The sequence below is a fragment of the Kushneria halocnemicola genome (assembly GCF_965650455.1).
Lineage (GTDB): Bacteria > Pseudomonadota > Gammaproteobacteria > Pseudomonadales > Halomonadaceae > Kushneria.
Window position 1 is genome coordinate 1,481,929 of sequence record NZ_OZ287968.1, and the last position, 25,408, is coordinate 1,507,336.

At 62.0% G+C, this 25,408-nt stretch carries 24 protein-coding genes; 6 read left to right on the forward strand and 18 right to left on the reverse strand.

The window, feature by feature from the left end; genetic code table 11:
• Positions 1–10: 10 nt before the first annotated feature.
• Positions 11–1,066 carry a C45 family autoproteolytic acyltransferase/hydolase gene (locus ACS92L_RS06830; RefSeq protein WP_438767982.1) on the forward strand — a complete coding sequence of 352 codons (1,056 nt, stop codon included), beginning with the start codon at positions 11–13 and terminating at the stop codon, positions 1,064–1,066.
• Between the two features lie 256 nt (positions 1,067–1,322).
• Positions 1,323–1,484, forward strand: coding sequence for a hypothetical protein (locus ACS92L_RS06835; protein ID WP_438767984.1), 162 nt, complete (start codon positions 1,323–1,325; stop codon positions 1,482–1,484).
• Positions 1,485–1,543: 59 nt separating this feature from the next.
• On the opposite strand, the gene ACS92L_RS06840 is transcribed toward ACS92L_RS06835, so the two are convergent.
• The 5 genes from ACS92L_RS06840 to ACS92L_RS06860 form a co-directional block, all read right to left on the reverse strand.
• A complete protein-coding gene (locus ACS92L_RS06840) occupies positions 1,544–2,254 on the reverse strand; it encodes an alpha/beta fold hydrolase (protein ID WP_438767985.1) in 711 nt (236 codons plus the stop codon).
• A gap of 88 nt (positions 2,255–2,342) precedes the next feature.
• The gene (locus ACS92L_RS06845; RefSeq protein ID WP_438767986.1) at positions 2,343–2,783 is read right to left on the reverse strand and encodes a group I truncated hemoglobin; all 441 of its coding nucleotides are present in this window, start codon (positions 2,781–2,783) and stop codon (positions 2,343–2,345) included.
• Positions 2,784–2,799: 16 nt separating this feature from the next.
• A complete protein-coding gene (locus ACS92L_RS06850; protein WP_438767988.1) occupies positions 2,800–3,651 on the reverse strand; it encodes a DUF3034 family protein in 852 nt (283 codons plus the stop codon).
• Complete coding sequence (locus ACS92L_RS06855) at positions 3,648–5,996, reverse strand: EAL domain-containing protein (RefSeq protein ID WP_438767990.1); 2,349 nt, start codon at positions 5,994–5,996, stop codon at positions 3,648–3,650. The genes ACS92L_RS06850 and ACS92L_RS06855 overlap by 4 nt, the downstream gene beginning before the upstream one ends.
• Complete coding sequence (locus ACS92L_RS06860) at positions 5,996–6,646, reverse strand: Cupredoxin (RefSeq protein WP_438767991.1); 651 nt, start codon at positions 6,644–6,646, stop codon at positions 5,996–5,998. Before ACS92L_RS06860 ends, ACS92L_RS06855 begins: the two co-directional genes overlap by 1 nt.
• A gap of 376 nt (positions 6,647–7,022) precedes the next feature.
• On the opposite strand from ACS92L_RS06860, the gene ACS92L_RS06865 reads away from it, so the two are divergent.
• A complete protein-coding gene (locus ACS92L_RS06865) occupies positions 7,023–8,726 on the forward strand; it encodes a methyl-accepting chemotaxis protein (RefSeq protein ID WP_438767992.1) in 1,704 nt (567 codons plus the stop codon).
• Positions 8,727–8,804: 78 nt separating this feature from the next.
• Here the strand turns inward: ACS92L_RS06865 and ACS92L_RS06870 are convergent, their stop codons facing one another.
• The 5 genes from ACS92L_RS06870 to betC all read right to left on the reverse strand — a co-directional run bounded on the left by ACS92L_RS06870 (position 8,805) and on the right by betC (position 14,583).
• Positions 8,805–9,404: a DUF4202 domain-containing protein gene (locus tag ACS92L_RS06870; protein ID WP_438767994.1), complete on the reverse strand. Its 600-nt coding sequence runs from the start codon at positions 9,402–9,404 to the stop codon at positions 8,805–8,807.
• A gap of 43 nt (positions 9,405–9,447) precedes the next feature.
• Positions 9,448–10,890 carry an MATE family efflux transporter gene (locus tag ACS92L_RS06875; protein WP_438767996.1) on the reverse strand — a complete coding sequence of 481 codons (1,443 nt, stop codon included), beginning with the start codon at positions 10,888–10,890 and terminating at the stop codon, positions 9,448–9,450.
• A gap of 139 nt (positions 10,891–11,029) precedes the next feature.
• Positions 11,030–12,142 carry a 5-methyltetrahydropteroyltriglutamate--homocysteine S-methyltransferase gene (locus tag ACS92L_RS06880; RefSeq protein ID WP_438767997.1) on the reverse strand — a complete coding sequence of 371 codons (1,113 nt, stop codon included), beginning with the start codon at positions 12,140–12,142 and terminating at the stop codon, positions 11,030–11,032.
• A gap of 178 nt (positions 12,143–12,320) precedes the next feature.
• A complete protein-coding gene (locus ACS92L_RS06885; RefSeq protein ID WP_438767999.1) occupies positions 12,321–12,932 on the reverse strand; it encodes a LysE/ArgO family amino acid transporter in 612 nt (203 codons plus the stop codon).
• A 136-nt stretch (positions 12,933–13,068) separates the two neighbouring features.
• Complete coding sequence (gene betC, locus ACS92L_RS06890) at positions 13,069–14,583, reverse strand: choline-sulfatase (protein ID WP_438768000.1); 1,515 nt, start codon at positions 14,581–14,583, stop codon at positions 13,069–13,071.
• A 197-nt stretch (positions 14,584–14,780) separates the two neighbouring features.
• On the opposite strand from betC, the gene ACS92L_RS06895 reads away from it, so the two are divergent.
• The gene (locus ACS92L_RS06895; protein WP_438768002.1) at positions 14,781–15,791 is read left to right on the forward strand and encodes a serine hydrolase domain-containing protein; all 1,011 of its coding nucleotides are present in this window, start codon (positions 14,781–14,783) and stop codon (positions 15,789–15,791) included.
• Between the two features lie 79 nt (positions 15,792–15,870).
• Here the strand turns inward: ACS92L_RS06895 and ACS92L_RS06900 are convergent, their stop codons facing one another.
• The 3 genes from ACS92L_RS06900 to ACS92L_RS06910 all read right to left on the reverse strand — a co-directional run bounded on the left by ACS92L_RS06900 (position 15,871) and on the right by ACS92L_RS06910 (position 18,843).
• Positions 15,871–16,065, reverse strand: coding sequence for a hypothetical protein (locus tag ACS92L_RS06900; protein ID WP_438768003.1), 195 nt, complete (start codon positions 16,063–16,065; stop codon positions 15,871–15,873).
• A 539-nt stretch (positions 16,066–16,604) separates the two neighbouring features.
• Positions 16,605–18,194 (reverse strand): ABC-F family ATPase, encoded by a 1,590-nt coding sequence (locus ACS92L_RS06905; RefSeq protein WP_438768004.1) that lies wholly within the window; start codon positions 18,192–18,194, stop codon positions 16,605–16,607.
• A gap of 118 nt (positions 18,195–18,312) precedes the next feature.
• Positions 18,313–18,843 (reverse strand): ankyrin repeat domain-containing protein, encoded by a 531-nt coding sequence (locus ACS92L_RS06910; protein ID WP_438768005.1) that lies wholly within the window; start codon positions 18,841–18,843, stop codon positions 18,313–18,315.
• Positions 18,844–19,045: 202 nt separating this feature from the next.
• On the opposite strand from ACS92L_RS06910, the gene ACS92L_RS06915 reads away from it, so the two are divergent.
• Positions 19,046–20,014: an ATP-grasp fold amidoligase family protein gene (locus tag ACS92L_RS06915; RefSeq protein WP_438768006.1), complete on the forward strand. Its 969-nt coding sequence runs from the start codon at positions 19,046–19,048 to the stop codon at positions 20,012–20,014.
• On the opposite strand, the gene ACS92L_RS06920 is transcribed toward ACS92L_RS06915, so the two are convergent.
• Positions 20,005–21,273 carry an MFS transporter gene (locus ACS92L_RS06920; RefSeq protein ID WP_438768007.1) on the reverse strand — a complete coding sequence of 423 codons (1,269 nt, stop codon included), beginning with the start codon at positions 21,271–21,273 and terminating at the stop codon, positions 20,005–20,007. The genes ACS92L_RS06915 and ACS92L_RS06920 overlap by 10 nt on opposite strands.
• 91 nt (positions 21,274–21,364) lie before the next feature.
• Positions 21,365–22,588, reverse strand: coding sequence for a winged helix-turn-helix domain-containing protein (locus ACS92L_RS06925; RefSeq protein ID WP_438768008.1), 1,224 nt, complete (start codon positions 22,586–22,588; stop codon positions 21,365–21,367).
• Positions 22,589–22,672: 84 nt separating this feature from the next.
• Between ACS92L_RS06925 and ACS92L_RS06930 the strand changes: the two genes are divergently transcribed.
• Entirely contained in the window at positions 22,673–23,128 is a 456-nt protein-coding gene (locus ACS92L_RS06930; RefSeq protein ID WP_438768009.1) for a hypothetical protein, read from the forward strand.
• Between the two features lie 18 nt (positions 23,129–23,146).
• Here the strand turns inward: ACS92L_RS06930 and ACS92L_RS06935 are convergent, their stop codons facing one another.
• From ACS92L_RS06935 to ACS92L_RS06945, 3 genes are read right to left on the reverse strand one after another with little or no spacing between them, the layout of a single operon-like run.
• Positions 23,147–23,632, reverse strand: a complete 486-nt coding sequence (locus ACS92L_RS06935; protein WP_438768010.1) for a LabA-like NYN domain-containing protein — start codon at positions 23,630–23,632, stop codon at positions 23,147–23,149.
• A gap of 11 nt (positions 23,633–23,643) precedes the next feature.
• Positions 23,644–24,267 carry a nucleotidyltransferase family protein gene (locus ACS92L_RS06940; RefSeq protein ID WP_438768011.1) on the reverse strand — a complete coding sequence of 208 codons (624 nt, stop codon included), beginning with the start codon at positions 24,265–24,267 and terminating at the stop codon, positions 23,644–23,646.
• Positions 24,267–25,286 (reverse strand): XdhC family protein, encoded by a 1,020-nt coding sequence (locus ACS92L_RS06945; RefSeq protein WP_438768012.1) that lies wholly within the window; start codon positions 25,284–25,286, stop codon positions 24,267–24,269. Before ACS92L_RS06945 ends, ACS92L_RS06940 begins: the two co-directional genes overlap by 1 nt.
• Between the last annotated feature and the right edge of the window lie 122 nt (positions 25,287–25,408).

Below are 25,408 nucleotides of genomic sequence, written 5' to 3' on the forward strand. Positions count from 1 at the left end.
GGAGAGCGACGTGGTCAAACATATCGATGTTCGAGGCACCCATTTCGAGATCGGTGAAGCGCATGGTCGACAGGCTGCGTCGGAAATTGCCATTAGCCTTGCGACCTATCGTCGGATGTTTCAGGACATGGCCGGACTGGACTGGGACAACGCACGCTATGAGGCCGAGCGTTTCAAGGCAGCCATCGAGCATGTGTGTCCGGAGCTTTTGGAAGAGATGGCCGGGATTGCCCGGGGCGCCGACATCGACCCGCTGGATGTGCTGGTGCTCAACGCGCGCAGCGAAATTGCCCTCACCCACGCCGGCGGGCCCATTCAGCCCGACGGCTGCTCGGCGCTTTCCCAGCGCGACAGCGCAAGCGGTACCCAGTGGCTGGCCCAAAACTGGGACTGGAAGGGCGCGCAACGTGACGCGCTGATCCATCTGACCGTGCGGGCCCCCGACAAACCGGCGATTTCGATGGTCACCGAGGCAGGCATCATCGGCAAGATCGGTTTTAACGAGCATGGCGTGGGCGTGTGTCTCAACGCACTGCGCACCCGCATCTGCAAACCGAAGCTGCCGGTTCATGTCATGCTGCGTCGCGTGCTGGAAAGCGATGGCGTTGAACACGCCCTCGACATGATTGATGAGGTCGGCGTGGCCTCCCCGGCGCATTTTCTGATCGCCGATGGCAGCGGCCATGCCGCCGGGGTCGAAGTCTCCCCGATGGGCGACAGCGCCATGACACCGCGCCACGGCCGGCTGTGTCACACCAATCACCTGATCGCCAAACATTTGCCGCCCGGGCTTGAGGATTTCCCCCGCGAGGACTCCTTCACCCGGCTTGAGCGCCTGCGCGAACTGGCCGCCAATAGTGCGCCCTCGTTCGAGACGCTTCGCGCCCACTTGAGCGATGAGCAAAACGCACCGGATGCCATCAACCGGCATGAAAACCCGGAAACGCCCGAAGGCGAGCGCATGGAAACGCTTTTCACCATCGTCATGAACCTGACCGAAAAGCGCGCCGAGCTGAGTCTGGGCAAGCCGGCGGATCAGCCGGAGATCGTGACGTTGAGCCTGTAGGCTCTCCTGCGGGCCGCTGCATTTTGCCTTGTGGCGGCCCCGCATGACATCGATTTACGGCCTTGAAAACCGAATAAACCCGCTATTTTGAACATCCAAAAAAGCGCGAAAACTCGCGAAAATGACAATAAAACGTTAACAATTGGCACGTACCAGACGTCTTCAGACGTTATTCAGGCCATCATGTTGAATCCTGTCGGCGACAGCCGCATATAATAGGTCAGGGAAACATCCCGACAACCACGGAGGGATCGTCATGAAACGAGCGATTGGTGCCTTTATCGCCAACTGGCTGCGCAAGCCGGAAAATCGCCGCAAGGCCAAACAGACCGCACAGAACGTGTGGAACCGCTTTCAGCAGGGCAGAAACGCCTCCGCCACTAAAAGCGGCCGAACACCGCCTCGCCAGCAGCGCTGATACCGCGGCATCAGCCGCCGGCCATTTTTCTCTCATCGCGCGTGATGGCTCAACCGCCATCACGCGCTATTGTTCTCGACTTCCGAATTGGCCTGCATGAAAGCCGTAATAGCTGTCGCCGTTTGATCCACCTGATCGATGACCAGACCATGGCCTGTGCCGGCGATCAGCTGTATCTGCCCGGCAGGCGACAGGCACTGTGCCACGCTCTGACGCGTTGACGCCGGAATCATCATGTCCTGCTCGCCGAAAAGATGCAGCTGAGGCATCGCAAGTCGGCCCAGCGTCTGACGCAGATCCATGCCTGCCAGCAGTGCCAGCGCCGTGGCCGACTGCCGCGCGCCGGCTCGGGGCAGCGTGTGCAAAAGCCGTTTGCCCAGATGCCGAGCGTCATGCTGGCCCTGTCTCAGCAGCGAGGCCCACGCACGCGGATTTGGTGCGCGCCAGTCCGATGGCGCAGAGGGAACCACTTGTGCCCCGGCGCCCATGGTGATCAGTCCCGGAGTACGCGACCCGCGCCGCTCGGCCAGTGCCGTGGCCAGCATACCGCCCATCGACCAGCCGCCCAGCCAGACGTTGTCCGGCAGCCGGGTATCCAGTGCCTCAAGCCAGGTCTCGAGCCGATGGTCCATCAATCGTGGATAGGTTGCACAGTGCACGCTTATGCGGCTATCAAGGTGCTCGATGGCCCGTGCCAGCGGTGCCAGCGGACGAGGTCCCAGTACCCATCCGGGCAGCAGAACCAGCGTGGTCTTGTCGGTGGTGCTCATGACCGCTTCTTTTCAAAAATGGAGCGCCATTGTCGGGTGCGCGGCGCATGCTGTCACCGTACCCCTCGACCCTGTGAAAAGGTGTGCCCTACTGATCGTGCATGACCTCGCTGTATTTGGGCGCCAGCCGGCCCAGCAGCGCATTGCGCGCGCCCGCATCAATGTTTCGGGACAGCAGGGCCGCCTGCAGGTTATCGACCAGGGCATTGAAGCTGGCATCGGTGAGCCCCATGTGCTGGTGCGCTCGGGCCATGGAAGGCCCCTCATAAATGCAGGGGCCGTCACTGAGCTCACAGATATATTGCTCGAGCGAGGCCGCCAGGTAGTCGATGTTGGTATGAGCAAAATAGCCCACGATGCGCGGATCATCGGCCACATTGACCAGAAAGCTGGTAACGATGTCATGGACACCCGTCTGCCCGCCCAGCCGCTGATAAAGCGACGGGCGCCCATGATCCGGCTGCCCGGCACAGCCTGACAGACCAATCAAAAGCGCTGTTATCAGGATGAAGCGACAAAACGCACGCATAACGTCTCCGAAGGGATTACAGCGACAGCTGAAGTGACAGATAGCCGCCGCGCTGGCGCTCAAGGCCTGCCACACTACCCAGATCCAGCAGCGCCCCGGTCAGCGAGACGTGTTTGTTGACCAACCACGCCACGTAAAGATCGCGCCAGTCATCCTCCCGGGCAAAGCCCAGGTTATCGGGCTTTTGACGATACTCGGCGCCCACGATCCAGTCCGGGGTCAAAAAAAGACCGACCGAGGTCTCGACCATCAGCTCGCGATGATTGCCCTCATCGCCGCCAAAGCCCAGCAGCCCGCCCTGGTTGGCTTTCGTCGAGCGCAATGTGGTGTTGACCAGCAGGTTGCGCCCGGCCACGGCATCGAAAAAGAGCTTGCTGCCGGCCAGGTAGAAATCGTTGCCCTGTGTTGCGCGCGCGCCCACCGCGCGGGCCAGATCTTCGCCCTCGGTGAGCCGCTTGTACTGCACGCCCAGACTCCAGACGCCCCAGGAGCGATAGAGCACATCGCCAAACAGACGCAGCTTGGCGCCATAAATGTCCTGTGCCTGATGCCCACCCAGGGTATCGAGCGCCAGACGCTGATGGGCCACGGAGAGTTCGACGCGATCGTACAGATTGGCGGCCACGCCGCTGACCACGAGGTGGTAGTCACTCACATCAGCGCGCGAGACGCCCACGCTCACCCCCACCTCGGTATCACTGGCGGTGCCTGTCAAAACGCCCCAGGGCGAAAGGCCGCCACCGCTGGCCCCCTCGATCTGCATGACACCACCGGTGCCCTGTAGCCGACTGCCGGCCCAGGCCTGACTGACCGCCACAAGCCAGCAGACACCGACCAGCAACGTCAGGATTTTTTGACGTGACATCATCCCAGCGCCCTCCGAGTCATGGTCTCGCCTTCGCGATACTGTGTCATCCAGTCGATCACCTGATCGGACGGCAGCGGGCGTGACATCAGATAACCCTGCAGCACATCACATCCCATCGCGATCAGCAGTGCCCGCGAGGCGTCGGTTTCAACGCCTTCGGCGACCACGCTCAGTCCCAGACTGTGGGCCAGTTCAATGGTGGAGCGCACGATGATGCGATCTTCCGGATCGTTATCGAGTTTCAAAATAAAGGACTTGTCGATCTTGAGCTCCTGTACCGGCAGGCGCTTGAGCTGGGAAAGAGAGGAGTAGCCGGTGCCGTAGTCATCGACGCCAATAAGCAGCCCGGCATCGCGCAGGGCGATGAGATGACGCTGTGCCAGTGCCGGGTCCTGAATCAGCGCGCTTTCGGTGACCTCGAGTCGCAACCGTTCCGGGCCGAGCTGATAGTCCTGCAGCAGCAGCCGAATACGCTCGGGCAGCGCGGCGTCCATCACGTCATGCGCCGATAGATTGATCGCCACGCTCAGGACCATGCCACGCTGAGCCCACTGATCGATCTGACGGCAGACGGTGCGCAGCATCCACTGGGTCAGCTGGGTGATTCGCCCCGACTGTTCGGCAAGGGCAATAAATTCATCCGGCGGCACAAACCCGAGTGTCGGATGGTGCCAGCGCATCAGGGCTTCAAGGCCCGTGACCTCGCCGCTGCCTGCCGCCACCTGGGGCTGGTACACCATGGTGAGCTGATCCTGCATCACGGCCGTGCCCAGATCGCGAGCCAGGGTCAGGCGACGCTGGTGCTGCTCGTCCTGTCCCGGTTCGTAGCGCACGTGTCGGGTACGCTCATGGCGGGCGCGGTCCATGGCAATCTCGGCGCAGCGCAACAAGGGACCGGCACTGTCGCCGTGATCCGGAGAGCTGACCTCACCCAAAACAAGCGTCAGCGCAATCGGGGAGCGCTCGTGTTCAACGGGGCGTGAGAGCTGGTCATGCAGCGTGGCAATCCACTGTGGTGTCACACCCTTCCCCGTGAGCATCAGCAAAAACTCGTCGCCGCCCAGCCGATAGGCCTGCTGACACGGCAGGGCCTGCGCCTTGAGCCGCTGCGCCAGAAGGCGCAGCACTTCATCACCGACGCTATAGCCAAAGGTGTCGTTGATCTGGCGAAACCCGACAATGGACAAACGCAGCAGCGTAAAGGGGGCACCCTGCGCCAGAACACAGGCAATATCCTGTCGGGCGCTGTCGCGGTTGGAAAGACCGGTCAGCCGGTCGTGGCGGGCGTGATACAAAAGACGCTGTTCTCGCTGGTCGATATCGGCCTGCATACCCATCAGCGTGTCGGCCAGCAGGCCGATCTCCCGGTGGCGACCGTGATCCAGCGCCGCCACCCGTTCGCCGCGCCCGATACGCCGCGCCGAGGCCACCAGCTGCAACAAAGGGCGGGTCATGCTGCGTGCAATCAGGGCGGCCACGATGGCGGTCAACACCAGCATAACGCCGAAAATGGACAGAAGCTGCCAGCTCAGGGCGTGATAGACCGCCAGCAGATCGCCCCGGCCGTGCTGAATCACCACCCAGGTGCGACCCGATGCGCCATTCTGTAGCACCATGGCGCGGGCCAGCGTATCGGTCGTTGTCTCCATGTCGCTGTGATCGATGAAGTGACCCTGCATCAAGGAGACTCGAAAGGCATCCAGGCTCGATTCCGGCGCCGAGCGAAGCGCGCCCACCACATAGGCCGGCTGCGACTCGACGGCGGCGGTCTCATCCACCATGAAGCTGACCGACAGACGCGTCAGGGCGCCCAGCTCGCGCGCCAGATGATCATCAAGCATAAAGCCCATGCCCACCCAGCCGATCAGCCCCGGTGCACGCACCGGCATCAACACCATTTGATAGGGCACGCCGTCCTGCAGCACGACGCCTACGGCGCTGTCATGGCTGTCGGCCTGTTGCCATAGCGTTTTAAAGGGCATGTCAGTCCCTGCCGCCTGGTGACTGCCGGCGAGAATATGCCCATCGGGATCACTGAGAAGCACCATATCGGCACCGGCGCGCTCACCGTGGTTGAGCAACACGCTGGCCAGCGTGTTGGTGTCCTGAGTCGCCACGGCGGACCTGAACCCGAAATCCGAGGCCAGTACCGCCACGTTGTCACGCAGATGATGGCCGCGCTCCACCAGAAGCTGTCGGGTGACATCCAGGGCCACATCGATCTCGCGACTGCCCTTGTGGAGCACGTCACGACGAATGGTATCGAGCGTGGCCACGGCCGTGCCGAGCTGCGCCACGACCAGCACGGCCAGCATGACCAGCAAAAGACGCCCCCGAAAGGACATTACAAATGCTCCTGATGCTGGAGGCCTCGCTGAAAGCGCTGCTGCAGCAGGGAGGGTGTTGCCCGGGGCGGCGGTGTGGCGTCAAGCGTAAGCTCGACGTGTGCCTCAAGGCGGGTATCGACCTCGCCTTCGACCCACTGCTGGTGGGTGTCTTCAAGGCGCGGATGCCACAGACGCATCGAGTAGCGTCCCGGCGGCAGCGATGCCAGATCGACCCGGCCGCGCTCATCGGTCATGGCAAAAAACGAGGCGTCACTGATGACGATAAAGGCCTGCATCTGATCGTGGATATTACACCCCAGCACCTCGACACCGGGCGTATCGAAGTGCACCGGTGGGGGCGTCTCCCGGAGATAGAGATCCAGACTGAACACCTTCGGCGGTGAGAAGGAAAAGACCTGGTGGCGGGTGATGTCATGATTGGGAAAACTGACGCGCGCGCCAACGGGCACCACGCTCACCTGCGGCTCGAACTGCGCCTCACGCTGCACGATCTCATGGTGATCACGAGCAGCATCGGCGGGTCGCTCAAATCCGGGTATGCTGATTTCGATAACGGCCTGTTCGAGCGGCTCATGACTGCCCGCCTGCACTATCTGAAGCGACCCGCTCGCCCGTGCCGCCAGCGGTAACAGTAAAAGCAGCGCCATCAAGCACCCTTTCAGGGATTGCGCCATCCCGGTTTCCCCACCGTATCAGACCCCGAAGCCGCACGGCGCGACCCGGTCGCCCCATGCCATGAATGAATTGCCTGTTGAATACGCATCATCGGCTTGAAAACGGGAAACTTTATGCGCCGGGGCGCGGCGCAAAAGATGTTGCAGGGCCTAAGCGAACTTTAACCCGTCAATGTTTATCGAGGCGATAGATTCGGTTGTGCTCGATTTAATAGCGCCACGGTCGATATTAAACACCGAACATATCCATGATCCCTTTAACACCGCCTCTCGCATCAGAATCCATGCGGGATTTGCAGCCGGGCGGCATTCGACAACGATGGGGTCGACCCTCTCGAGGAAGCATCAAATGCTCAATCCCAAAAAAAGCGTCAGGCTTCGGCTCTCGGGCAGTCTGGCCGTGTGTATCGGGTTGTTATTGATCGTGGGCGCGCTGGGTATCTATAGCGCTCAGCAGTCACAGCGCGCTCTGGAAGAGACCTTTGGCAGCAATGTGGTCGCGCTGGAACAGATGGGCATCATGCGCACGGCGCTTTTGAGCAACCGCGTCAAGGTGGTCGCCGAGCAGCGCGACCAGAATGTGGCCACCGTGGGCTCAACGCAGGCCGAGATGGCGCAAAACGACGCGCAGACCAACGCGGCCATGCAGACCTATCTGTCGGTCATCACCAATGAACAGGAGCGCCAGCGGGCCAATCAGCTGCAGCAGGCCATTACCACCCTGCAGGGTGATTTGCAGCGCATGATGCGCCTGATGGCTGCCGGCGATTTTACCGCCGCCAGTGCCTTTAATACCGCGACCCTGCGCGGCGACTATCAGGTCGTGCTCGACGGCATTGCCACACTGTCTGAAGAAGAAGTCACACGGGCCGAACAGCACTATCAAAGCAGCCACGCCGCCTACGAGTCGCTTAGAAACATTATGCTGGGTGTGATCGCACTGGCCATCGTGCTGTCGCTTGCGCTGTCGGTCTGGCTGGTACGCGGCATCATGACGCCGCTGGGCAAGGCGCGCCATTTTGCCAACGAGCTCTCCGAGGGCAACCTGGGCGTCAGGACCAACATTACCTGTCAGGACGAGTTCGGTGACATGCTGCGCTCGCTGACCGCCATGCAGCACAAAATGTCGGATGTGATCCACTCGGTCAGCCAGAATGCCGTTGCCGTCAATGACGCTGCGCACAACATCACCCGCGGCAACGATGACCTCAACCGCCGCACCCAGGAGCAGGCGGCCAGTCTTGAAGAGACCGCCGCCTCGATGGAGGAGATCACGACCACCGTGCGCCACAACGCCGACAATGCCGCCCAGGCCGACCGGCTGGTCCGGGAAGTCAGCCAGCAGGCCCAGACCGGTGGCAACGTGGTTCAGAGTGCCGTCTCCGCCATGGATGAGATCAGCGCCTCGAGCCACAAGATTGCAACGATTGTCAGCCTGATCGATGAGATCGCCTTCCAGACCAATCTGCTGGCACTCAATGCCTCGGTAGAAGCCGCCCGCGCCGGTGAGCAGGGTCGCGGCTTTGCGGTGGTCGCCAACGAAGTGCGCAACCTGGCCGGGCGCAGCGCCAACGCCGCGCGCGAAATCAAGCAGCTGGTCGAGGAAAGCGTCAAGCGCGTGGACACCGGCGCTGAGCTGGTCAACCGCTCGGGGCAGACACTAACCGAGATCGTTTTGAGCGTGAAGCGCGTCACCGACCTGGTCAGCGAAATTGCCGTGGCCAGCCGTGAACAGGCCACCGGCATCGACCAGGTCAATGTGGCCGTGTCCCAGATGGACGCCGTGACTCAGCAAAACGCCGCACTGGTAGAAGAGTCAGGCATCGCCAGTCGCGCCCTGCGCAGCCGCGCCGATGAACTGCAACAGGAGATCTCGTTTTTCAGGGTCGACACAAGCACGCGCCCGGCCGCCCCGGCTGGTGCTTCGAGGCCGATGTCTGCTTCGGCACCGACTGCGCCGCGCTCTGCCAGCGCACCTGCCACGTCCGCTCGTTCGGAACTCAAGCGACCGGCCACGCAGCGCCACGATGTCGAAGAGTGGGCCGAGTTCTGATCTCTCCCCGCTTCATCAAAAACCCCGCTCTCAGGCGGGGTTTTTCATGTCACGGGGATGGCATGTCACGTTGCCCTGTCAGGACGTCTCCATGGCCACTGCCTTTTCAAGCAGCGCGCGGGACCGCCCTTCCAGCGCAATCTCGCCGGCCAGACGGTGCCCGTCAGCCGACATCTTGCGCAGGGTCTTGCGCAGAATGCCGATCACCTTGTCATCGTCATGCTCGGCGGCAAAGGGGCCGTAGTAGTCCTGCAAAAAGACCAGACAGGCAGCATCCTCAAGCGCGCGTGTTTCCTCGTCGTTTTTCAGATCCTCCTTGCGTACCAGCGCCGCCACGCGGGCACAATCTATCTCTTCATAGCCTGACTGACGCAGAACATCCGCCGCCATGTCGGCCTGGCGCTGTTTGAGGCCGGTACGCCAGGCGTGATAGCCGGGCCGGTCCATCGGATAGCTGTCCCGCGGCACCTCCCAGCGCTTTAAATGCTGGGCGCGCACCGCCAGCTGCAGCGTTTCACCGGCGTCAGGCCTGAGCCTTTCAAGCCACTCGCTCATGCGCTGGGCGTATAAAAGCTCGTAGGGCACCTCCTCACCGTCGACCGTCTCCATGCGCGGGTCTTCGGCGTGCAGCGCATCCAGCTGCGCCATCGCCGCATCAAATCGATCGCTGTCTGCCATGGGTTACTCTCCTCTTTTATTGGATTGAATGCTCCACGCCCGATCACGACGCCGAGCCGTGGCCCTTGCCGATGATCTCACCGGAGACCTGCCTGGCCAGCGGGTCTTCCTGCTCGGCGAGTCGCCCCTTTTGCCAGTCACCGCGCATGAAAAGAATCAGCGCGATCAGGGCCGTGATCAGGTTGGTGACCGGAAAGGCCCACCAGATGCCGTCAACGCCCATCACGGTATCGCGCGAGAGAATAAAGGCCAGCGGGAACTGCAGCACCCACTGCGATACCAGCGCCAGCAGCATGGCCACCACGGTGTGACCGGCCGCGCGAAAGACGCCGGTCAGCGCCATCTGGGCACCGATAAATCCAAACGTCAGTGACGTAATGTGGAGAAAATGGCTGCCGGCCTCGATGATCGCCTCATCTCCCGGGACAAAAAAGGCCACCAGCTCGCGGGCAAACGTGAAGACCAAAAGCCCGATCACGCTCAGCCCCACCAGCGCAATCACGGCCGACAGGCGGGCAATACGCCCGGCGCGCTCGATCTGACCGGCGCCGATGTTCTGGCCCACCAGCGCCGCGGTCGACATGGAAAGCCCAAGCGCGGGAATGATGATAAAGCCCATGATATTGGTGCCCACCCCATAGGCGGCGATGGTGACGGTGCCAAAGCCCGTGACCAGAAACACCATCACGTTCATGCCCAGCGCCCGGGCAGAAAGCTCCACCGAGGCCGGCAGACCCAGCGCCAGCGCGCGACGGATAAACACCGGGTCAGGACGCAGATGATGGGTCTTGAGCTCGATCCCGTGACGCCCGCGCACCAGAAGCCACAGCCCGGTGCCCAGCGCCAGCGCCTGGGTGACAAGCGTTGCCAGCGCGGCCCCGCCCACGCCGAGGTTGAACCCGAAGATGAACAGCGGGTCGAGCACCACGTTCAAAAGCACCGTGCCGGTGACGATATACAGCGGCAGTCGCACCTCACCGATCCCGCGCATCAGCGCCTGGAACATGGAAAAGCCGAAGGTGAAGACCATGGCCGCCATGGAGATGCGCAAAAAGACCAGTGCCGCGTCGTACACGGCCGCCTCGACACCTAAAAGCCCCAGCAGCCCCGGGGCCAGCAGGATCCCGAGTATCGACAGGCTGATCGATGTTACCACCACCAGCAAAATGGTCTGTCCCGCCACCTGATTGACCCGATGATGATTGCCCGCGCCCATGTGCTGCGCCACCAGCGTCGAGCCCGCCATGCTAAAGCCCGACCCCAGCGCAATCAGCAAAAAGGTCACCGGAAAGCTGACCGAGACAGCAGCCACCGCATGGCCGCCCAGTCGCCCCACCCAGAAGGCATCAATCAACTGATAGCCCGACTGCAAAATGTTGGCCAGCACGATGGGCACCGACAGTTTCAGAAGCGATCCCAGAACGGGCCCTTCCAGCAATGAAGCCTGATAGCGTGACGCGCCGTTTGCGCCGGTTTGTCGTGCCAAGGGAGACGCCTTTTTGCAGGAAAACATGCGCCAACGATAGCGGGCCGCGCTCATGTCTGCAGCCATCACGGCGCAAACGCCCATAAAAAACGCCTGACCGGTGAACGGTCAGGCGTTGATGGACCTGCCAGAGCCCGGGTTAGTAGCCCCAGAACTCCTCGGCGAGATTGACGATCAGATCCAGCTTTTGCCACTGCTGCTCTTCGCTGAGGTTGTTGCCCTCATGGGTCGAGGCAAACCCGCACTGCGGGCTCAGACACAGCTGATCCATCGGCACGTATTCGCTGGCCTCATCGAGGCGCTCGCGAATCTGCTCTGCGGATTCGAGCTCGCCGGTCTTGGTCGTGACCAGCCCCAGCACCACCTGCTGATGACCGCGGGGCAGAAAGCGCAGCGGCCGGAAATCGCCGGCCCGGTCGGTGTCGTACTCCAGAAAAAAGGCATCGACATTGACGCTGCCCAATAGCGTTTGCGCTACCGGCTCGTAGCCGCCTTCGCTGATCCAGGTCGAACGGAAATTGCCGCGGCAGACGTGCAGGCTGATGTGCATGTCGGCCGGCCGGCCTTCCAGCGCCCGATTGAGAACGTCGGCATAGATGTATTGAAGCTTTTCGGGTGACTCGATGCCCCGCTCGCGCGCCGCCTCAAGCTCGCTGTCGGAGCAGAGATAGGCCCACACCGTGTCATCCAGCTGCAGGTAGCGACAGCCGGCTTCGTAAAAGGCGGCAATCGCCTCGCGCCAGGTATCGGCCAGGTCGTTGAAGTAGCTGCCCCACTCGGCGTAAACGCTGCGATCGACCTGACCGGCGCCGCGGAAATGAAGCACGCTCGGGCTCGGGATCGTCATCTTGGCAATGGCGCTGGTCGTTTGCGCATTGAGATAGCGAAAATGCTCAAGCATCGGGTGGTCCGGGTTGAACCGGACACGATCCACCACGCGCACCCCGTGGGATGGGGTCTGACGCCCCTGGAACTGAATGCCCTGTTCGGATTCGAATCCCTCGACGCCCGTGAGGTGCTCGAGAAAATCGAAATGCCACCAGGCACGGCGCAGTTCACCATCGGTGACGGCCTTGAGCCCAAGGGATTCCTGCTTTCTGACCAGTCGCGTGACCTCTTCATCCTCAATGGCCTTGAGAGACGCCTGGTCGATGGCGCCCTGGGCGCGCTGTTCACGCGCACTCTTGATGTTATCGCTGCGCAGCAGACTGCCAACCGTGTCGGCGCGGTAGGGAGGCATGGGTAAAGACATGATCATTCCTTAATCAACAAGTGCTGCAGGACAGCTTTTTTCGTCACGTAGCTTTTCATCCAACAATATGCCGTGGCGCCAATGTGAACACCAGCAAGGGTTATTCACCCGCACCATGAACGATATTCAACCATGGTCTGGCATCCCCCATTGTGGCGCGTCCCTGACGATAATGCCTTCACGAAGACCCAATCATCGGCCACAGCAAGGACAGCGCCACGATCCACATCAAAAAGGCCATCACGCCGTCCAGAATCTGCCAGGCCCGGGGTCGGGCCAGAAGCGAGCGCAGGCGCACGGCGGTGTATCCCAGCGCGAAAAAGAAAAGAAAGGAGGCCATCACGGCGCCGGCCAGAAAGGCCGCCCGTGACGCCTGCTGCGCCGACACCGCGCCTGCCAGCACTACCGTGTCCAGATAGACATGTGGATTGAGCCAGGTCAGCGCCAGACACAGCGCCAGCGTTTTACCCCGGGAAGCGCCAGTCCGGCCGGCCGGGTTGAGTGCCCGGCCACCGCGCAGGGCAGAGACCATGGCCTGCCCGCCGTAGAGCAGTAAAAAAAGCGCCCCGGCAAGGCGCATGACGGTATCAAGGTTCGGGAAGTACACCGTCAGGGTCGCGGCGCCATACACGCCAAACGTTAACAGCAGGGCATCCGACAGCGCACAGGTCAGACAGACCATGAAAAGATGCTCGCCGCGAAGGCCCTGACGCAGCACGAACGCGTTTTGCGCACCGATCGCCATGATCAATGACAGCCCGAGCCCAAGCCCTGTCCAGAATGCCTGCATGTCGCGTCCCCTCTGTATGGTTCCAGACAGTGAGGGTACGCGTGTGGCCAAACGCTGCCATGAAAGCTCCTGATACCCCATTCGACGCTTTCATGAGAGGGGCTCGAACGGTCCAGGGCGGGCTGTCCGCCCCCCTCTACTCCCCGCGCGGGAAGCGCTGGGCCTCCTCCAGAATATTGAGATCCATGTGGTTGCGCATATAACGCTCGGAGGCCACCTGTAGCGGCTGGTGATCCCAGGGGAAGTAATGCCCGTTGCGCAGGGCTTCATAAACGATCAGACGACGCGCCTGGCTTTCGCGCACGTCGGCGTCAAAGCGCGCCATGTCCCAGCGCGAGCGCATCCGGCGGGTAAAATCCTCAAGCACTGTCGCATACTCCGGGTCTTCGGCCAGGTTGCGCTGCTCGTCCGGATCGTCTTCCAGATTGAAAAGCTGGGGCGGGTCGACCTCGCAGTGGTTGAACTTCCACTGCCCGTCGCGGATGGTCACCAGCGGCGCAATCGTGCCTTCGGCGGCGTATTCCATATAGACCGGCGTATCACGTGTACCGCCGGTCATCAGGGGGATCAGCGACTCGCCATCGGTCCAGTGCCTGATGGCACTCAAATCGATGCCGACCAGATCGGCCAGCGTTGGATTGATGTCGATCGCCGAGACCGGCGTGGTCACCGACCGGGGCTCGATGCCCGGCGCGCTGATCATCAGCGGCACCCGCGAGGAACCTTCAAAGGGGCTCATCTTGAACCACAGCCCGCGCTCGCCGAGCATGTCGCCGTGGTCGGAGACAAACATCACGATGGTGTTGTCATCCATCCGGGTGCGCCTGAGCACATCCAGAATGCCGCCGATTTTGTCATCGACATACGACAGGTTGGCAAAATAGCCCTGCCGTGCCCGGCGTACGTTGTCCGGCTGGATATCAAATCTTGTGTAGTCGTTGGCCTCATACAGACGCTGTGAGTGCGGGTCCTGCTCACTGTAGGGCACCTCGGCAAGCGTCGGCTCAAGGTGGTCGCAGTCGTTGTAGAGATCCCAGAATTTGCGCCGGGCCACGTAGGGGTCGTGCGGATGGGTAAAGCTCACACACAGCGCCCAGGGCCGCTCATCGTGACCGCGCGCGAGATCAAGGAGTTTTTGCTCGGCGTGAAAGGCAACCTCGTCGTCATACTCCATCTGGTTGGAGATTTCGGCCACGCCCGCCCCGGTCACCGAGCCCAGATTGTGATACCACCAGTCAATGCGCTCCCCGGGCCGGCGATAGTCCGGCGTCCAGCCGAAATCGGGCGGATAGACATCCGTGGTCAGCCGGCGCTCAAAGCCGTGCAGCTGATCGGGCCCCACGAAATGCATCTTGCCGGACAGACAGGTTTGATAGCCGGCGCGGCGCAGATGATGCGCCCAGGTCGGCACGCTGGAGGGAAACTCGGCGGCGTTGTCGTAGACACCGGTGCGGGAAGGCAACTGCCCCGACATGAAGGCGGCCCGTCCCGGCGCGCACAGATAGCTTGGGGTGTAGGCGTTGTTGAACCGCACGCTGCGCCGGGCCAGCGCCTTCAGATGTGGCGTGTGCAGAAAGTCGGCCGGGCCATCCTCGAACAGCGTGCCGTTGACCTGATCGGCCATCAGGATCAATACGTTGGGTCGCGTCATCGCAGTCTCCTCAGGTGGGTAAAAGGGCGTCACTGTGCGGTTCAGCATGCCCGCTCGACGCCGCCTGCGGCGAATGATTTATCACGGGGCTGGGGCAGAGCTCAGCTGGGCCTGCCGCCATCAGGGATAAGCAAACGTTCGGGATATACGCCACACTTCAAAGCATCTACTGACGTTTTTTCAAGGGAGTGGCCTGCATGCGACAGCCCGGACACGTGTGTTATGCCCTGATGATGGCCGGTGCCTTCTGGCTGCTGTCGATGCCCTCAATGGCCGCCCCGGATGCCGCGGCGCTGAATCAGGTGGCAGAGCGCGCCGGTGCCCTGCCCCGTACTCATACCCTGATGGTCGCCATTGATGGCAACACCGTCATCGACCGCGGCTATCGCAGCCACCGCACCGACCGGACAGCCAACATCAAGTCGCTGTCCAAAACGCTGATATCGGCGCTGGTGGGCGCAGCCATCGAGCGCGGCGTCATCGAAAGCGTCGATCAGCCAATCGTTGAGCTGCTTTCGCCGGATCAGATTCCCGCAGACGCCGACCCGCGCATACGCGACATTACCGTGGGGCAGCTGCTGTCGATGCAGGCAGGCCTTGAGCGCACCTCCGGGCAGCACTACGGCGCCTGGGTGGCCAGTCGCGACTGGGTGCGCAACGCTCTTTCACGCCCCTTTGTGGCTACGCCGGGCGGGCGAATGCTCTACTCCACCGGCAATACGCACCTGCTCTCGGCGGCGCTGACCCATACCACCGGCCGCTCAACGCTTGCGCTGATGCGCGACTGGCTGGGGACCCCGCTGGGCATCAGCATACCGCCCTGGACGCGCGACCCGCAGGGCATCTATTTCGGCGGCAACGAAATGGGTCTGACGCCGCAGGCGCTCATGGTGTTTGGCGAAATGTATCGCCTGAACGGGCGCTACAACGGCCGGCAGGTGCTCTCCAGTGACTGGATTGCTACCTCTTGGCAGCCGCGCACGCACTCGTTTTATAACGGTAGCGATTACGGCTACGGCTGGTTTCGCGGCGAGATCGAAAATGAACCGGTGTACTACGGCTGGGGCTACGGCGGGCAGGTCCTGTTTGTGGTGCCAAAACTTGAAATGACCATGGTTTTGACCTCGGACCCCATGCCGCCGTCAAGCGGCAGCTATCTGGGGCAGATCCGGGCACTGGTCGGGGCGCTGATCCGGGCCGCCGGGTAAACGAAGGCCCCGACGGCACGAGTGATATCAGACCGGGCCTGACCGAATCATGACGGTCAGGCCGACATTCAATGTGTCGCTACTCGTTGCGAAGCTGTTGCTCGGCCTGCTTTTCGGCCTCTTCCTGCGTCAGTCCCTTTGTTTCCATCAGACGTACCATCAGCCGCTGTTTTTCAGCGTCTTCATACAATCGGTCGCTGTTGGTGGCCACCGCAACCTGTGTCTTGAGACCGCTTTTGAACTTCTCGAACTGCTCGCTGCCGTGCTTGCTCATGGTGAACCCTCCCTGTTGGCATGACAGATTCTGGGATTCATTCAGCGCTTGATGGTTCCCGCCATAAGGCACGTGCAGGGGCACACGGGGCCTCACTCAGGGCGTGTGGATTACGTGGCATTACAGTTTCAAGGGTGCCCCGCCCGGACATTATTTTCAGACCACACGATGCGCTAACACCGGTTATGAAATCCTGCCTTTTCGGTTATCCGACAGCGCACAGTGCGTAACCCGGGATCATCAAATGGCATCGGAATGTGATAGCAACAAAGAGTCACAACGGCACAAAAAACCCTGCTATCCGGCAGGGCCATTTCACATCATCAGCTTCTTTATTGCTTGCACGTTCAAAATAGTGTGTCCTGGTTTACGCCGAGCGCTTTGGCAACGACTGGATCATGCTGCCAATGCCACCTACGGCAGCTGGAGTGATGCCGTACTTGAAGGCTGGGACAAGCCGCTCGAACCGTAACCGCGCTCTGGCCAGCATGAAAAAAGCCCCGCCAATGGCGGGGCTTTTTTCAACGATCACACCAGCATCAGCCGTAGATGCCCTGACTGCGCAGGTAGTCCTCGTAGCTGCCGCTGAAGTCCACGATGCCGTCATCCTTCATCTCGATGATGCGCGTGGCGAGTGAACTGACAAACTCGCGGTCGTGGCTGACAAAGATCAGTGTGCCGGGGTAGTTGTCGAGCGCCAGATTAAGCGCCTCGATCGATTCCATGTCCAGGTGGTTGGTGGGCTCATCCATTACCAGCACGTTGGGCTTTTGCAGCGCCAGCTTGCCAAAGAGCATGCGACCCTGCTCACCGCCGGAGATGACCCGCACCGACTTGCCGATATCGTCGTTGGAAAAGAGCATCCGCCCCAGCGCCGAGCGCACCTGTTGCTCGCCCTGGGTGGTCCACTGACCCATCCAGTCAAAAAGCGTGTCGCCGCTTTCAAAATCGGCGGCGTGGTCCTGGGCGAAATAGCCGACTTCGGCGGCATCGGTCCACTTCACTTCACCGCTGTCGACCGTCATGTCGCCGGTCAGGCAGTTAAGCAGCGTGGTCTTGCCGATGCCGTTGGGGCCGATGATGGCCACGCGCTCGCCGGCTTCGACCTGCAGCCCGAACCGCTTGAACAGCTGATTATCACCCCAGGCCTTGCTGATGTTTTCCACCGTCAGCGCCTGGCGATGGATCTTTTTGTTCTGCTCAAAGCGAATGAAGGGGCTCACGCGCGAGGAGGGCTTGACCTCTTCAAGCTGGATCTTGTCGATCTTGCGCTGGCGCGACGTCGCCTGCTTGGCCTTGGAGGCGTTGGCCGAAAAGCGGCTGACAAACTGCTGAAGCTCGGCGATTTCGGCCTTTTTCTTGGCGTTGTCGGAGTGCAGACGCTCACGCGCCTGGGTGGCAGCGATCATGTACTCGTCATAGTTGCCGGGGAACAGGCGCAGTTCGCCGTAGTCCAGATCGGCCATGTGGGTGCAGACGCTGTTCAGGAAGTGACGGTCGTGCGAGATGATGATCATCGTGGCACGACGCGCCTTGAGAATGTCTTCCAGCCAGCGGATGGTATTGATGTCCAGATGGTTGGTCGGCTCATCGAGCAGCAGCACGTCCGGGTCGGCAAACAGTGCCTGCGCCAGCAACACGCGCAGTTTCCAGCCCGGCGCTACCGTGCTCATCAGATCCTGGTGCTGCTCATCACCGATGCCCAGCCCCTGCAGCAGCTCGCCGGCACGCGCCTCGGCGGTGTAGCCATCCAGCTCGGCATAGCGCACTTCGAGATCGGCGACCTTCATGCCGTCCTCTTCGGACATTTCGGCCTGACCATAGATGCGCTCACGCTCGGCGGCCACGTGCCAGAGCTCTTCATGCCCCATGATGACGGTGTCGATCACCCGCTCGTTTTCAAAGGCGAACTGATCCTGGCGCAGCTTGCCCAGCCGTGTGGTGGCATCCTTCATGACCTGCCCGCCGGAGGGCTCCAGATCGCCGCCCAGGATTTTCATGAAGGTGGATTTACCGCAGCCGTTGGCGCCGATCAGACCGTAGCGATGGCCGTTGCCGAACTTGACCGAGACGTTTTCAAACAGCGGCTTCGGGCCAAACTGCATGGTGATATTGGCAGTAGAGAGCAAGAGAGCGTTCCGAGAAAGCGCCCGAGCCGGAAAACCGGCTCGGGCGTGAATGATGAAGTCTGGCGGGAGATTGTACGCGTCTGCCGTAAGACTTTACAGGCAGGGGTGGGCGGGAGGCTCAATCCGAACCGGTCTGACCGAGAAGTGCCGGCGTATGCTCGGCGCCCATCGCCTGAGCCAGCTCGCCGGCGGTCATGCCGCGGCTTTCACGACGCGACGGATCAGCGCCCTTTTCCAGCAGGTATCGCGTGATGTCAACGTGATCAAACATGGCCGCAAACATGAGCGCCGTTTTGCCGTCCGGCGCGCAGCCGTCAATCTCGGCGCCGTGCTCCAGCAGCAGTTCAACCATGGGCATATCACCCTTGAAGGCCGCGCCGGACAGCGGGTTCTGGCCGTTGTCGTTGCGCATTTCAGGGTCGGCGCCATGCTCAAGCAGTACCTTGACCGTTTCGAACTGGCCGTGATAGCTCGCAAGCATCAACAGGCTGTCGCCTTTCTGGTTGCACATATTGGGCGGCAGACCATGTCCCAGCCACTCCCTGAACTTCTCGGCATCGCCCACGCGCGCCATGTTAAAGATTTCGGTGGCCAGCGCGATCGTCTCTTCATCGATCTCGCGGGGGCCCTGCGCGTTATTGTCACTCATGATCGTCTCCGCTCCAGAATCAGGCAGGATCTGCCTGCATCCCTGCCTGCCACAAGAAATATTTGATACGACAGTATCCGTTGTCAAAAAATACCCGGCGTAGAAATTAATTAATAGCCTTTAACAATTACTTAATCAACAAGTGCATCAATACTGCTATCGTCGCGACACTTTTTTAGTCCGTGTTTCATGGAAGGTGTCCATGGCCGATAACGCCCTTTTCCCCCAGCCCCTGTCCCTGCTGCGACTGCGCCAGCGATGCTCTGAAGGCCTTCGACGCGTCAAGCGCTCTGATCGATGCGAAGCCCTTCGCCAGTTCGAAAAACGCTTTGGCCGGGCCCCCTCTCTCGAGACACCGCGCACCTGGAGCGAGAAACTGACCTGTTTCAAGCTCAACGCCGACCGCCCGGTGTTTCGCGAGCTGGCCGACAAGCTGGCAGTGCGCGATTTCGTGGCCGATACGCTGGGCCAGCAGCACCTGATTCCGATGCTCGCCTCCGGCCCGGTGCTGACGCGCGAGATGTTCAACATTCTGCCCGGCCAGTTTGTCATCAAGGCCAATCATGGCAGCGCCATGAACCGCATTGTCACCGACAAAAGCAGCCTTTCCTTTGACGAGCTCAAACGTCAGACCGATGACTGGCTCAGCCGAAACTTTTATATGGGGTCGCGCGAGACCCAGTACCGTCACATTGCGCCGCAGCTGGTCGTTGAACGGCTGATGCTTGATGACAACGGCAATATCCCGGCCGATTACAAGTTTCACTGCTTCAACGGCGCCGAGGGCTCGCACTGCGTCATTCAGGTCGACAGCGACCGCTTCAACGGCCACTGCCGGGACTACTTCACTACCGACTGGCAGTGGCTGCCGCTGCAGGTCAAATACGCCAACAGCGATGCGTCACGCCGGCCGGCAAGGCCCGATACCCTTGAGACCCTGCTCGACTGCGCCAGAACGCTTTCAAAAGGATTTGCCTACGTGCGGGTGGATCTCTACAGCATTCAGGGCCGGGTCTATTTCGGTGAAATGACCTTTACCCCGGGCAGTGGCTTTGAGCGCTTTGAGCCATACCACGTCGATGAGCAGTGGGGAGAGTATTTCGATCTCGAGCAGCAGCTGTCGCTTCACACGCTGGAAGACCTGGCGCGCGCCCGACAGGCTCAGACCTGAGAGCGTGTCTCTGTCGGTGAGGCCTGTGCCCTGTCATCTTCCATCCGGGCCTGACGCTCGGCACGGGCCCGACGCCGGATGGAGATGGTGTAAAGCATGGCACAAAGCCCCAGGCCTGCCAGACTACACAGCGCCGCAAACAGGAAAATGCTTGAATAGCCGGCCCGGCCGGCGATAAAGCCCGCCAGCGGTCCGGTCAGGCCGACCGCGGCATCCAGAAAAACCGAATAGGCGCCCAGCGCCGCGCTGCGACTGGTGGAGGCAATCTTGGCCACCGCTACCACCCCCAGCGCCGGGTAGATCAGCGACACGCCAAGCCCTGCCAGCACCGCGCCCAGTAGCGCGATGCCCGGATGAGCGGCCTGCCACAGGGCCACAAGCCCGAGCATTTCGACGGCAAAGCACACCAGCGTGACGCGATAGCCGCCAAAGCGGTTGATGGTATCGGCAAACAGCACGCGCGCCGTAATGAAAGCCGCCCCGAAAGCACTCAGCCCCCAAGCGGCGTGTGACCACTGCTGCTCGGCGTAATACAGCGTGATGAAGGTGGCAATCACGCCGTAGCCGACCGAGCTCAGCGCCAGTGCCCCGCCGTAGGGCGCCATCACTCGAAAGACGCGGGCAAACGGCACCCGCTTGCCGCTGACGATCGGTGACGCCGGCCGGCGCCAGGCAAGCGCCAGCGCCAGCGTCCCGATCAGCACGATGAAAAGCCCCACGCTTGCCACCCCGAGATTCTGCGCCAGCACAGCCCCCAGCGGCGCACCGATGGCCAGCGCCCCAAAGCCTGCAATGCCGTTCCAGGAGATGACCTTGCTCATCAGGGCCGGGCCCACCAGTCCGATCCCCCAGCTCAGCGACCCGGTGCCGATCATGCCCTGCGAAACCCCCAGCATCAGTCGGCTCAGAACCAGCAATGCCAGGCTCACAAGCGGCCACTGAACGCTCAGCGCCGCCAGCAGAATCAATGCGCCGTTGAGCGCGCAGCCGCTCATGCCCAAAAGCACCACGCGCTTGGCACCAAGCCGGTCGGCCATCTGGCTGGAAAAGGGGCGCGACAGCAGGGTCGCCACGAACTGAAGGCTGATGACCGCCCCGACCGTGACGGCATCAAAGCCCAGCGAGCCGTGCATCCAGGGCGGCAGCACCGTCAGCGTCATGCCGATACACAGCATGCTGACAAAGGTGGAGCTGACGATGGCGATAATACGAAGATTGGTACCTGCAGGGGCTGCTTCAGCAAAGCGATCAGAAGACATGGCTTGGGTCGGCTGTGATAACGGCGTGAAGTTGTATGACATTTACCATACGCCTGACGCCGCCCTTGTAACAGTTCGACGTTCGACGTCGTCAGGCATCGACACCCACCGATTCAAGCGCTTGATCAAGCGGGTCGCTGCCCTTGATCTGCACCCGGGCAAGCCCCAGAAAGCGGGCCAGCCGTACAAGCTCTTCATAAAGCGCCGGCGCCAGGGTCTCTATTGCGACATTCGCTTCGGGGTGGGCGGCAATCACCTGCAGCACGCCCGCGGCGCGCTCGGCCTTGAGATCGACGCGAGCTGCCATCCGCCCTGCCAGCATGAAGGGCAGCACGTAATAGCCATACTGTCGCAGGTGCGCAGGCGTATAGATTTCGATGCGGTAGCGAAAATCAAAGACCCGGGCGGCCCGTTCGCGGTCCCACATCAATGGATCAAAGGGCGACAGCAGCGCACTCGCCTCGCTCGCCCGGCGGCTGACACGCGCTTTTGTATGCTGCCAGGCCGGCATCGACCAGCCTTCTACCCGGGCAGGCAGCAGCTCACCGGTGTCGACCAACTCCTTGATCCGTGCCCGCGTCTCGCGAGCATCAAGGCGAAAGTAGCGCTGAATGTCGCGCGCACTCGCCACCCCCATGGCCTGTGTCGCACGAGAGACCAGCGCGCGCTGCGCCTGTGGCGGTGACAGCTCGGGGGCCTCGACGGCGTCGCGCCCGACCACCCGCTCGGGCAGGTCATAGACCCGCTCGAAGTTGCCGCGCCGGTGCGCCACCAGCACCTGACCGCTCCAGAACAGATACTCAAGCGCCGACTTGCCATCGCTCCAGCCCCACCAGCGGCCCTGCCCGCGTCCGCCGCCAGTCAGATCGGACGCCGCCAGCGCGCCACGGTGGCGAATCTCGTCCAGCACCTGTTCGATAAACGCCGGCTGCTCGCGGGAAAAGCGCTCAAGGCGCTTATAGAGGCCACCGCCGCCATCACGGGCACGCTGCATGCGAAAGCGATAGAGCGGATAGTCTTCAACAGGGATCAGCGAGGCTTCATGCCCCCAGTATTCAAACAGGCGACGCTGTGACGGCGACCCCTGGTTAAAACGTTCGAGCCGGCGCCGGTCGTAGGGCCCCAGCCGGGAGTACAGCGGCATGTAATGGGCACGACACAGCACGTTGACGCTGTCGATCTGCAAAAGCCCGAGCCTTCGGATGAGGCGCAACAGCGCTCGATCGTCCGGTTGCGGGCCGTCGCGGTCGGCGCCAAAGCCCTGTGCCGAGAGCGTCATGGCGCGAACGCACTCGGTAGAAAGATAACGGCTCATGGCGCGGCGTGCTCCTGTTGTATACCCTGGCATGACCTCAAAACGCCGCCGGTACGGCGTCTGTCACGTTCGTGGAGTCCGTTCATGATCAAGTCTCTTGCCCTGCCTCACTGCTCGATCGGCGCCCTGCTGCTGTCCGGTCTGGTGTGCGCCACGACGGCCGCAGCCGCCTCGCCGGTTTCCGATCGCGCCGGACTGCCCGATGACGCCCGCCCGATCTGGATCGGCGATCAGCGCTACTACCTTGCCCGCGATACCTGGTTTGTAGCCTCCGCCAGCGACGCCCGCTATACGCCAACGCCCACTCCACGAGAGGTTCAGATGGCCGGGGCCGATCTGTTCGATGTCATTGCCTACCCCATCAACGACCAAAGCCTGCACCAGCAGCAGCAGGACCGCGGTGCATGTCATCGCTGGGCCATCGATCAGGCCGGCTTTGATCCTGCAGCAAGTCTTGAGCCGCCCTCACGCCTGCAGGCCGGCACCTATCATCGCGCGCTGGCCGCGTGTCTGGCGGGGCGTCACTACAGTGTTCAGTAGTTTCCAGGCGCGACCGGCTCAGCGCCGAGTATTTTGTAACAGGCCGCCTTCGATGGGCACAAAATGGTCGGCCGCTTGTCGCAGGGCCTGGGCGGTCAGCGCCTGAACGCCGTAAACGTCGGCCCGGACGCCAAAGCGCTGTCGGATGCGCGAGAGCAGCTCGGCAAAATCGCCGTCTCCCGAGATCAGTACCACCCGATCCACCTCGCCGGCCGTCTCGAACACATCCAGCGTGATCCCGACATCCCAGTCGCCCTTGGCGCTGCCATCGCGGCGCTGAATAAAGGGTTTGAGACGCACTTCAAAGCCGATATCGCGCAGCGCGTGCTGAAACTGCTGCTGGCGCGGGTCGTGGCGCTCGATGGCGTAGGCATAGGCGGCAACGACCGTATCCTCGCCCACGGCGTGGCTCCAGAGCGCGGCGTAGTTGACCTGGCAGCCAAAGGTTTCGCGGGCGGTGTAATACACGTTCTGAACATCGGCAAAGAGTGCAACTCGGACCATGGGATCTCGATTTATTTAAAAGAAGACAGCGCATCGGGGGTGTCGACATCGCCAAGGATGCCCGGATCATTCACCTCCAGCACCACGACGTGTTGCTGATAACGCTTGAGCATCCCTCGGGCACCTTCATCGCCGTCGAGCGCGGCCAGCGCCGGCCAGAAGTCTCGTCCAAACACGACGGGATGACCCGGCATCCCCTGATAACGCGGGCGCACGATGACGTCGCAACGGGCCTGCGCCATCAGCGCATGCAGGGTCTCGGAATGGACCGCGGGCATGTCGCCCAGCATCAAGGCCAGCGCCTCACAGCGCTGATGGCGGGGATCGGCCGAGGCGAGCAGCTCGGTGACGGCACTCGCCAGACTGACCCCCATGCCGATGGGCGCCTCGGGCGCCTGCACCACATCGATCTGAGCCGGCAGGCCCAGTGATTCGGGGCGCTCGCCGTGGCGCACCACAACCGTTGTGGAAGACACGTGGGGTTGCAGGCTGGCCACCGTTGCAGCCAGCAGGGTCTGCCCGGCCAGATCGGCCAGGCGCTTGTCGCTGCCAAACCGGCGGCTGTGCCCCGCCGCCAGAATCAGCCCCAGTACCCGGGGCGCCCCTGGAGCGCGATCATCTTCAAGGCCGGTCATCAAACCGCGGTGGCGACCGGTGCAGCGGCGATATGCGTTTTGCCCGCCTTGCCATTGAACACGCGCATGATGTCGGCCACCACGGACAGCGCAATTTCGGCAGGCGCCTTGCTGCCCAGATCCATGCCGATCGGCATGTGCAGGCGTGCAATGTCGTCATCATTCAGCCCGCCGGAGCGCTTGAGCCGCTCGGCGCGCTTTTGCGAGGTTCTTTTTGACCCCATCACGCCGATATAAAACGCCGGCGTTCTAACCGCCTCGATCATGGCGGGGTCATCAATGCGCGGGTCATGGGTCAGCGCTACGACAGCGGTGGCCTCGTGACAGGCGCCCGAGGCAATGAACAGCGCCGGCAGCGCGGCCTGTACCTCGACGCCCTCGCCGTGCCCGGCGGCAATGAAATCGCGCCGGACATCATCGCGCGGGTCGCAGATGATGACCTCATAGCCCAGCGAGCGGGCAAACTGGGCGCAAAAGCCGGCCACCGGCGAGATGCCGGCCAGAATCAGTCGCAGGGCCGGGCCAACGCGAATCTGCACCAGGCCCTGATCATCACGAGACACGACCGGCCCGTTGGACGACTCATCGAGGACGACGCGATAACGGCCGGTCTCGGGGTCGACCCGGCGAATCAGGCGCTTGCGACCCAGAAGGGTGGCTTCCAGCACTTCCAGATGCACCTTGAGCTCATCATTGACCTCAAGACGCTCGATGAGCACTTCCAGCACGCCACCGCAGGGGAGCTGAAGACGCTGGCTCTCTTCCTGATTTTCGCCATAGCGCACCACGGCGGCCGGTTTTGAAAAGGCACCGTCCTGAAGGCTCTCGATGAACGCCTCCTCGACACAGCCGCCGGACAGCGAGCCAACATGCCGGCCATCGCCGATGGCGACCAGCATCGAGCCGGGCGCGCGAGGTGAGGAGCCGTAGGTGCTTAAAACGGTGCACAGCCAGATCGTGGAATGAGCGCTGGCCCACTCACGCGCCTGCTGGATAACCTGCAGATCGAGATGACGCATTCGGGAAACTCCAATGAGGAGACAAGTAGAATATCAACAAGGATAGCAGCCTCATGATGTCATCGCCGCGTCATGCGGCGGCCCTGCGAACATGCTAGCCTGAGCGTCCCTTTTCTTTCATG

Bases quoted from the DNA above. Each gene is read 5' to 3' on its own strand.
- ACS92L_RS06865 (WP_438767992.1), top strand. From the start codon at position 7,023: ATGCTCAATCCCAAAAAAAGCGTCAGGCTTCGGCTCTCGGGCAGTCTG.
- ACS92L_RS06855 (WP_438767990.1), bottom strand. From the start codon at position 5,996: ATGTCCTTTCGGGGGCGTCTTTTGCTGGTCATGCTGGCCGTGCTGGTC.
- ACS92L_RS06930 (WP_438768009.1), top strand. From the start codon at position 22,673: ATGATCAAGTCTCTTGCCCTGCCTCACTGCTCGATCGGCGCCCTGCTG.
- ACS92L_RS06850 (WP_438767988.1), bottom strand. From the start codon at position 3,651: ATGATGTCACGTCAAAAAATCCTGACGTTGCTGGTCGGTGTCTGCTGG.
- ACS92L_RS06860 (WP_438767991.1), bottom strand. From the start codon at position 6,646: ATGGCGCTGCTTTTACTGTTACCGCTGGCGGCACGGGCGAGCGGGTCG.
- ACS92L_RS06935 (WP_438768010.1), bottom strand. From the start codon at position 23,632: ATGGTCCGAGTTGCACTCTTTGCCGATGTTCAGAACGTGTATTACACC.
- ACS92L_RS06840 (WP_438767985.1), bottom strand. From the start codon at position 2,254: ATGAGCACCACCGACAAGACCACGCTGGTTCTGCTGCCCGGATGGGTA.
- ACS92L_RS06910 (WP_438768005.1), bottom strand. From the start codon at position 18,843: ATGAGTGACAATAACGCGCAGGGCCCCCGCGAGATCGATGAAGAGACG.
- ACS92L_RS06940 (WP_438768011.1), bottom strand. From the start codon at position 24,267: ATGACCGGCCTTGAAGATGATCGCGCTCCAGGGGCGCCCCGGGTACTG.
- ACS92L_RS06925 (WP_438768008.1), bottom strand. From the start codon at position 22,588: ATGAGCCGTTATCTTTCTACCGAGTGCGTTCGCGCCATGACGCTCTCG.
- ACS92L_RS06920 (WP_438768007.1), bottom strand. From the start codon at position 21,273: ATGTCTTCTGATCGCTTTGCTGAAGCAGCCCCTGCAGGTACCAATCTT.
- ACS92L_RS06945 (WP_438768012.1), bottom strand. From the start codon at position 25,286: ATGCGTCATCTCGATCTGCAGGTTATCCAGCAGGCGCGTGAGTGGGCC.
- ACS92L_RS06895 (WP_438768002.1), top strand. From the start codon at position 14,781: ATGCGACAGCCCGGACACGTGTGTTATGCCCTGATGATGGCCGGTGCC.
- ACS92L_RS06870 (WP_438767994.1), bottom strand. From the start codon at position 9,404: ATGGCAGACAGCGATCGATTTGATGCGGCGATGGCGCAGCTGGATGCG.
- ACS92L_RS06900 (WP_438768003.1), bottom strand. From the start codon at position 16,065: ATGAGCAAGCACGGCAGCGAGCAGTTCGAGAAGTTCAAAAGCGGTCTC.
- ACS92L_RS06915 (WP_438768006.1), top strand. From the start codon at position 19,046: ATGGCCGATAACGCCCTTTTCCCCCAGCCCCTGTCCCTGCTGCGACTG.
- ACS92L_RS06835 (WP_438767984.1), top strand. From the start codon at position 1,323: ATGAAACGAGCGATTGGTGCCTTTATCGCCAACTGGCTGCGCAAGCCG.
- ACS92L_RS06845 (WP_438767986.1), bottom strand. From the start codon at position 2,783: ATGCGTGCGTTTTGTCGCTTCATCCTGATAACAGCGCTTTTGATTGGT.
- betC (WP_438768000.1), bottom strand. From the start codon at position 14,583: ATGACGCGACCCAACGTATTGATCCTGATGGCCGATCAGGTCAACGGC.
- ACS92L_RS06880 (WP_438767997.1), bottom strand. From the start codon at position 12,142: ATGTCTTTACCCATGCCTCCCTACCGCGCCGACACGGTTGGCAGTCTG.
- ACS92L_RS06885 (WP_438767999.1), bottom strand. From the start codon at position 12,932: ATGCAGGCATTCTGGACAGGGCTTGGGCTCGGGCTGTCATTGATCATG.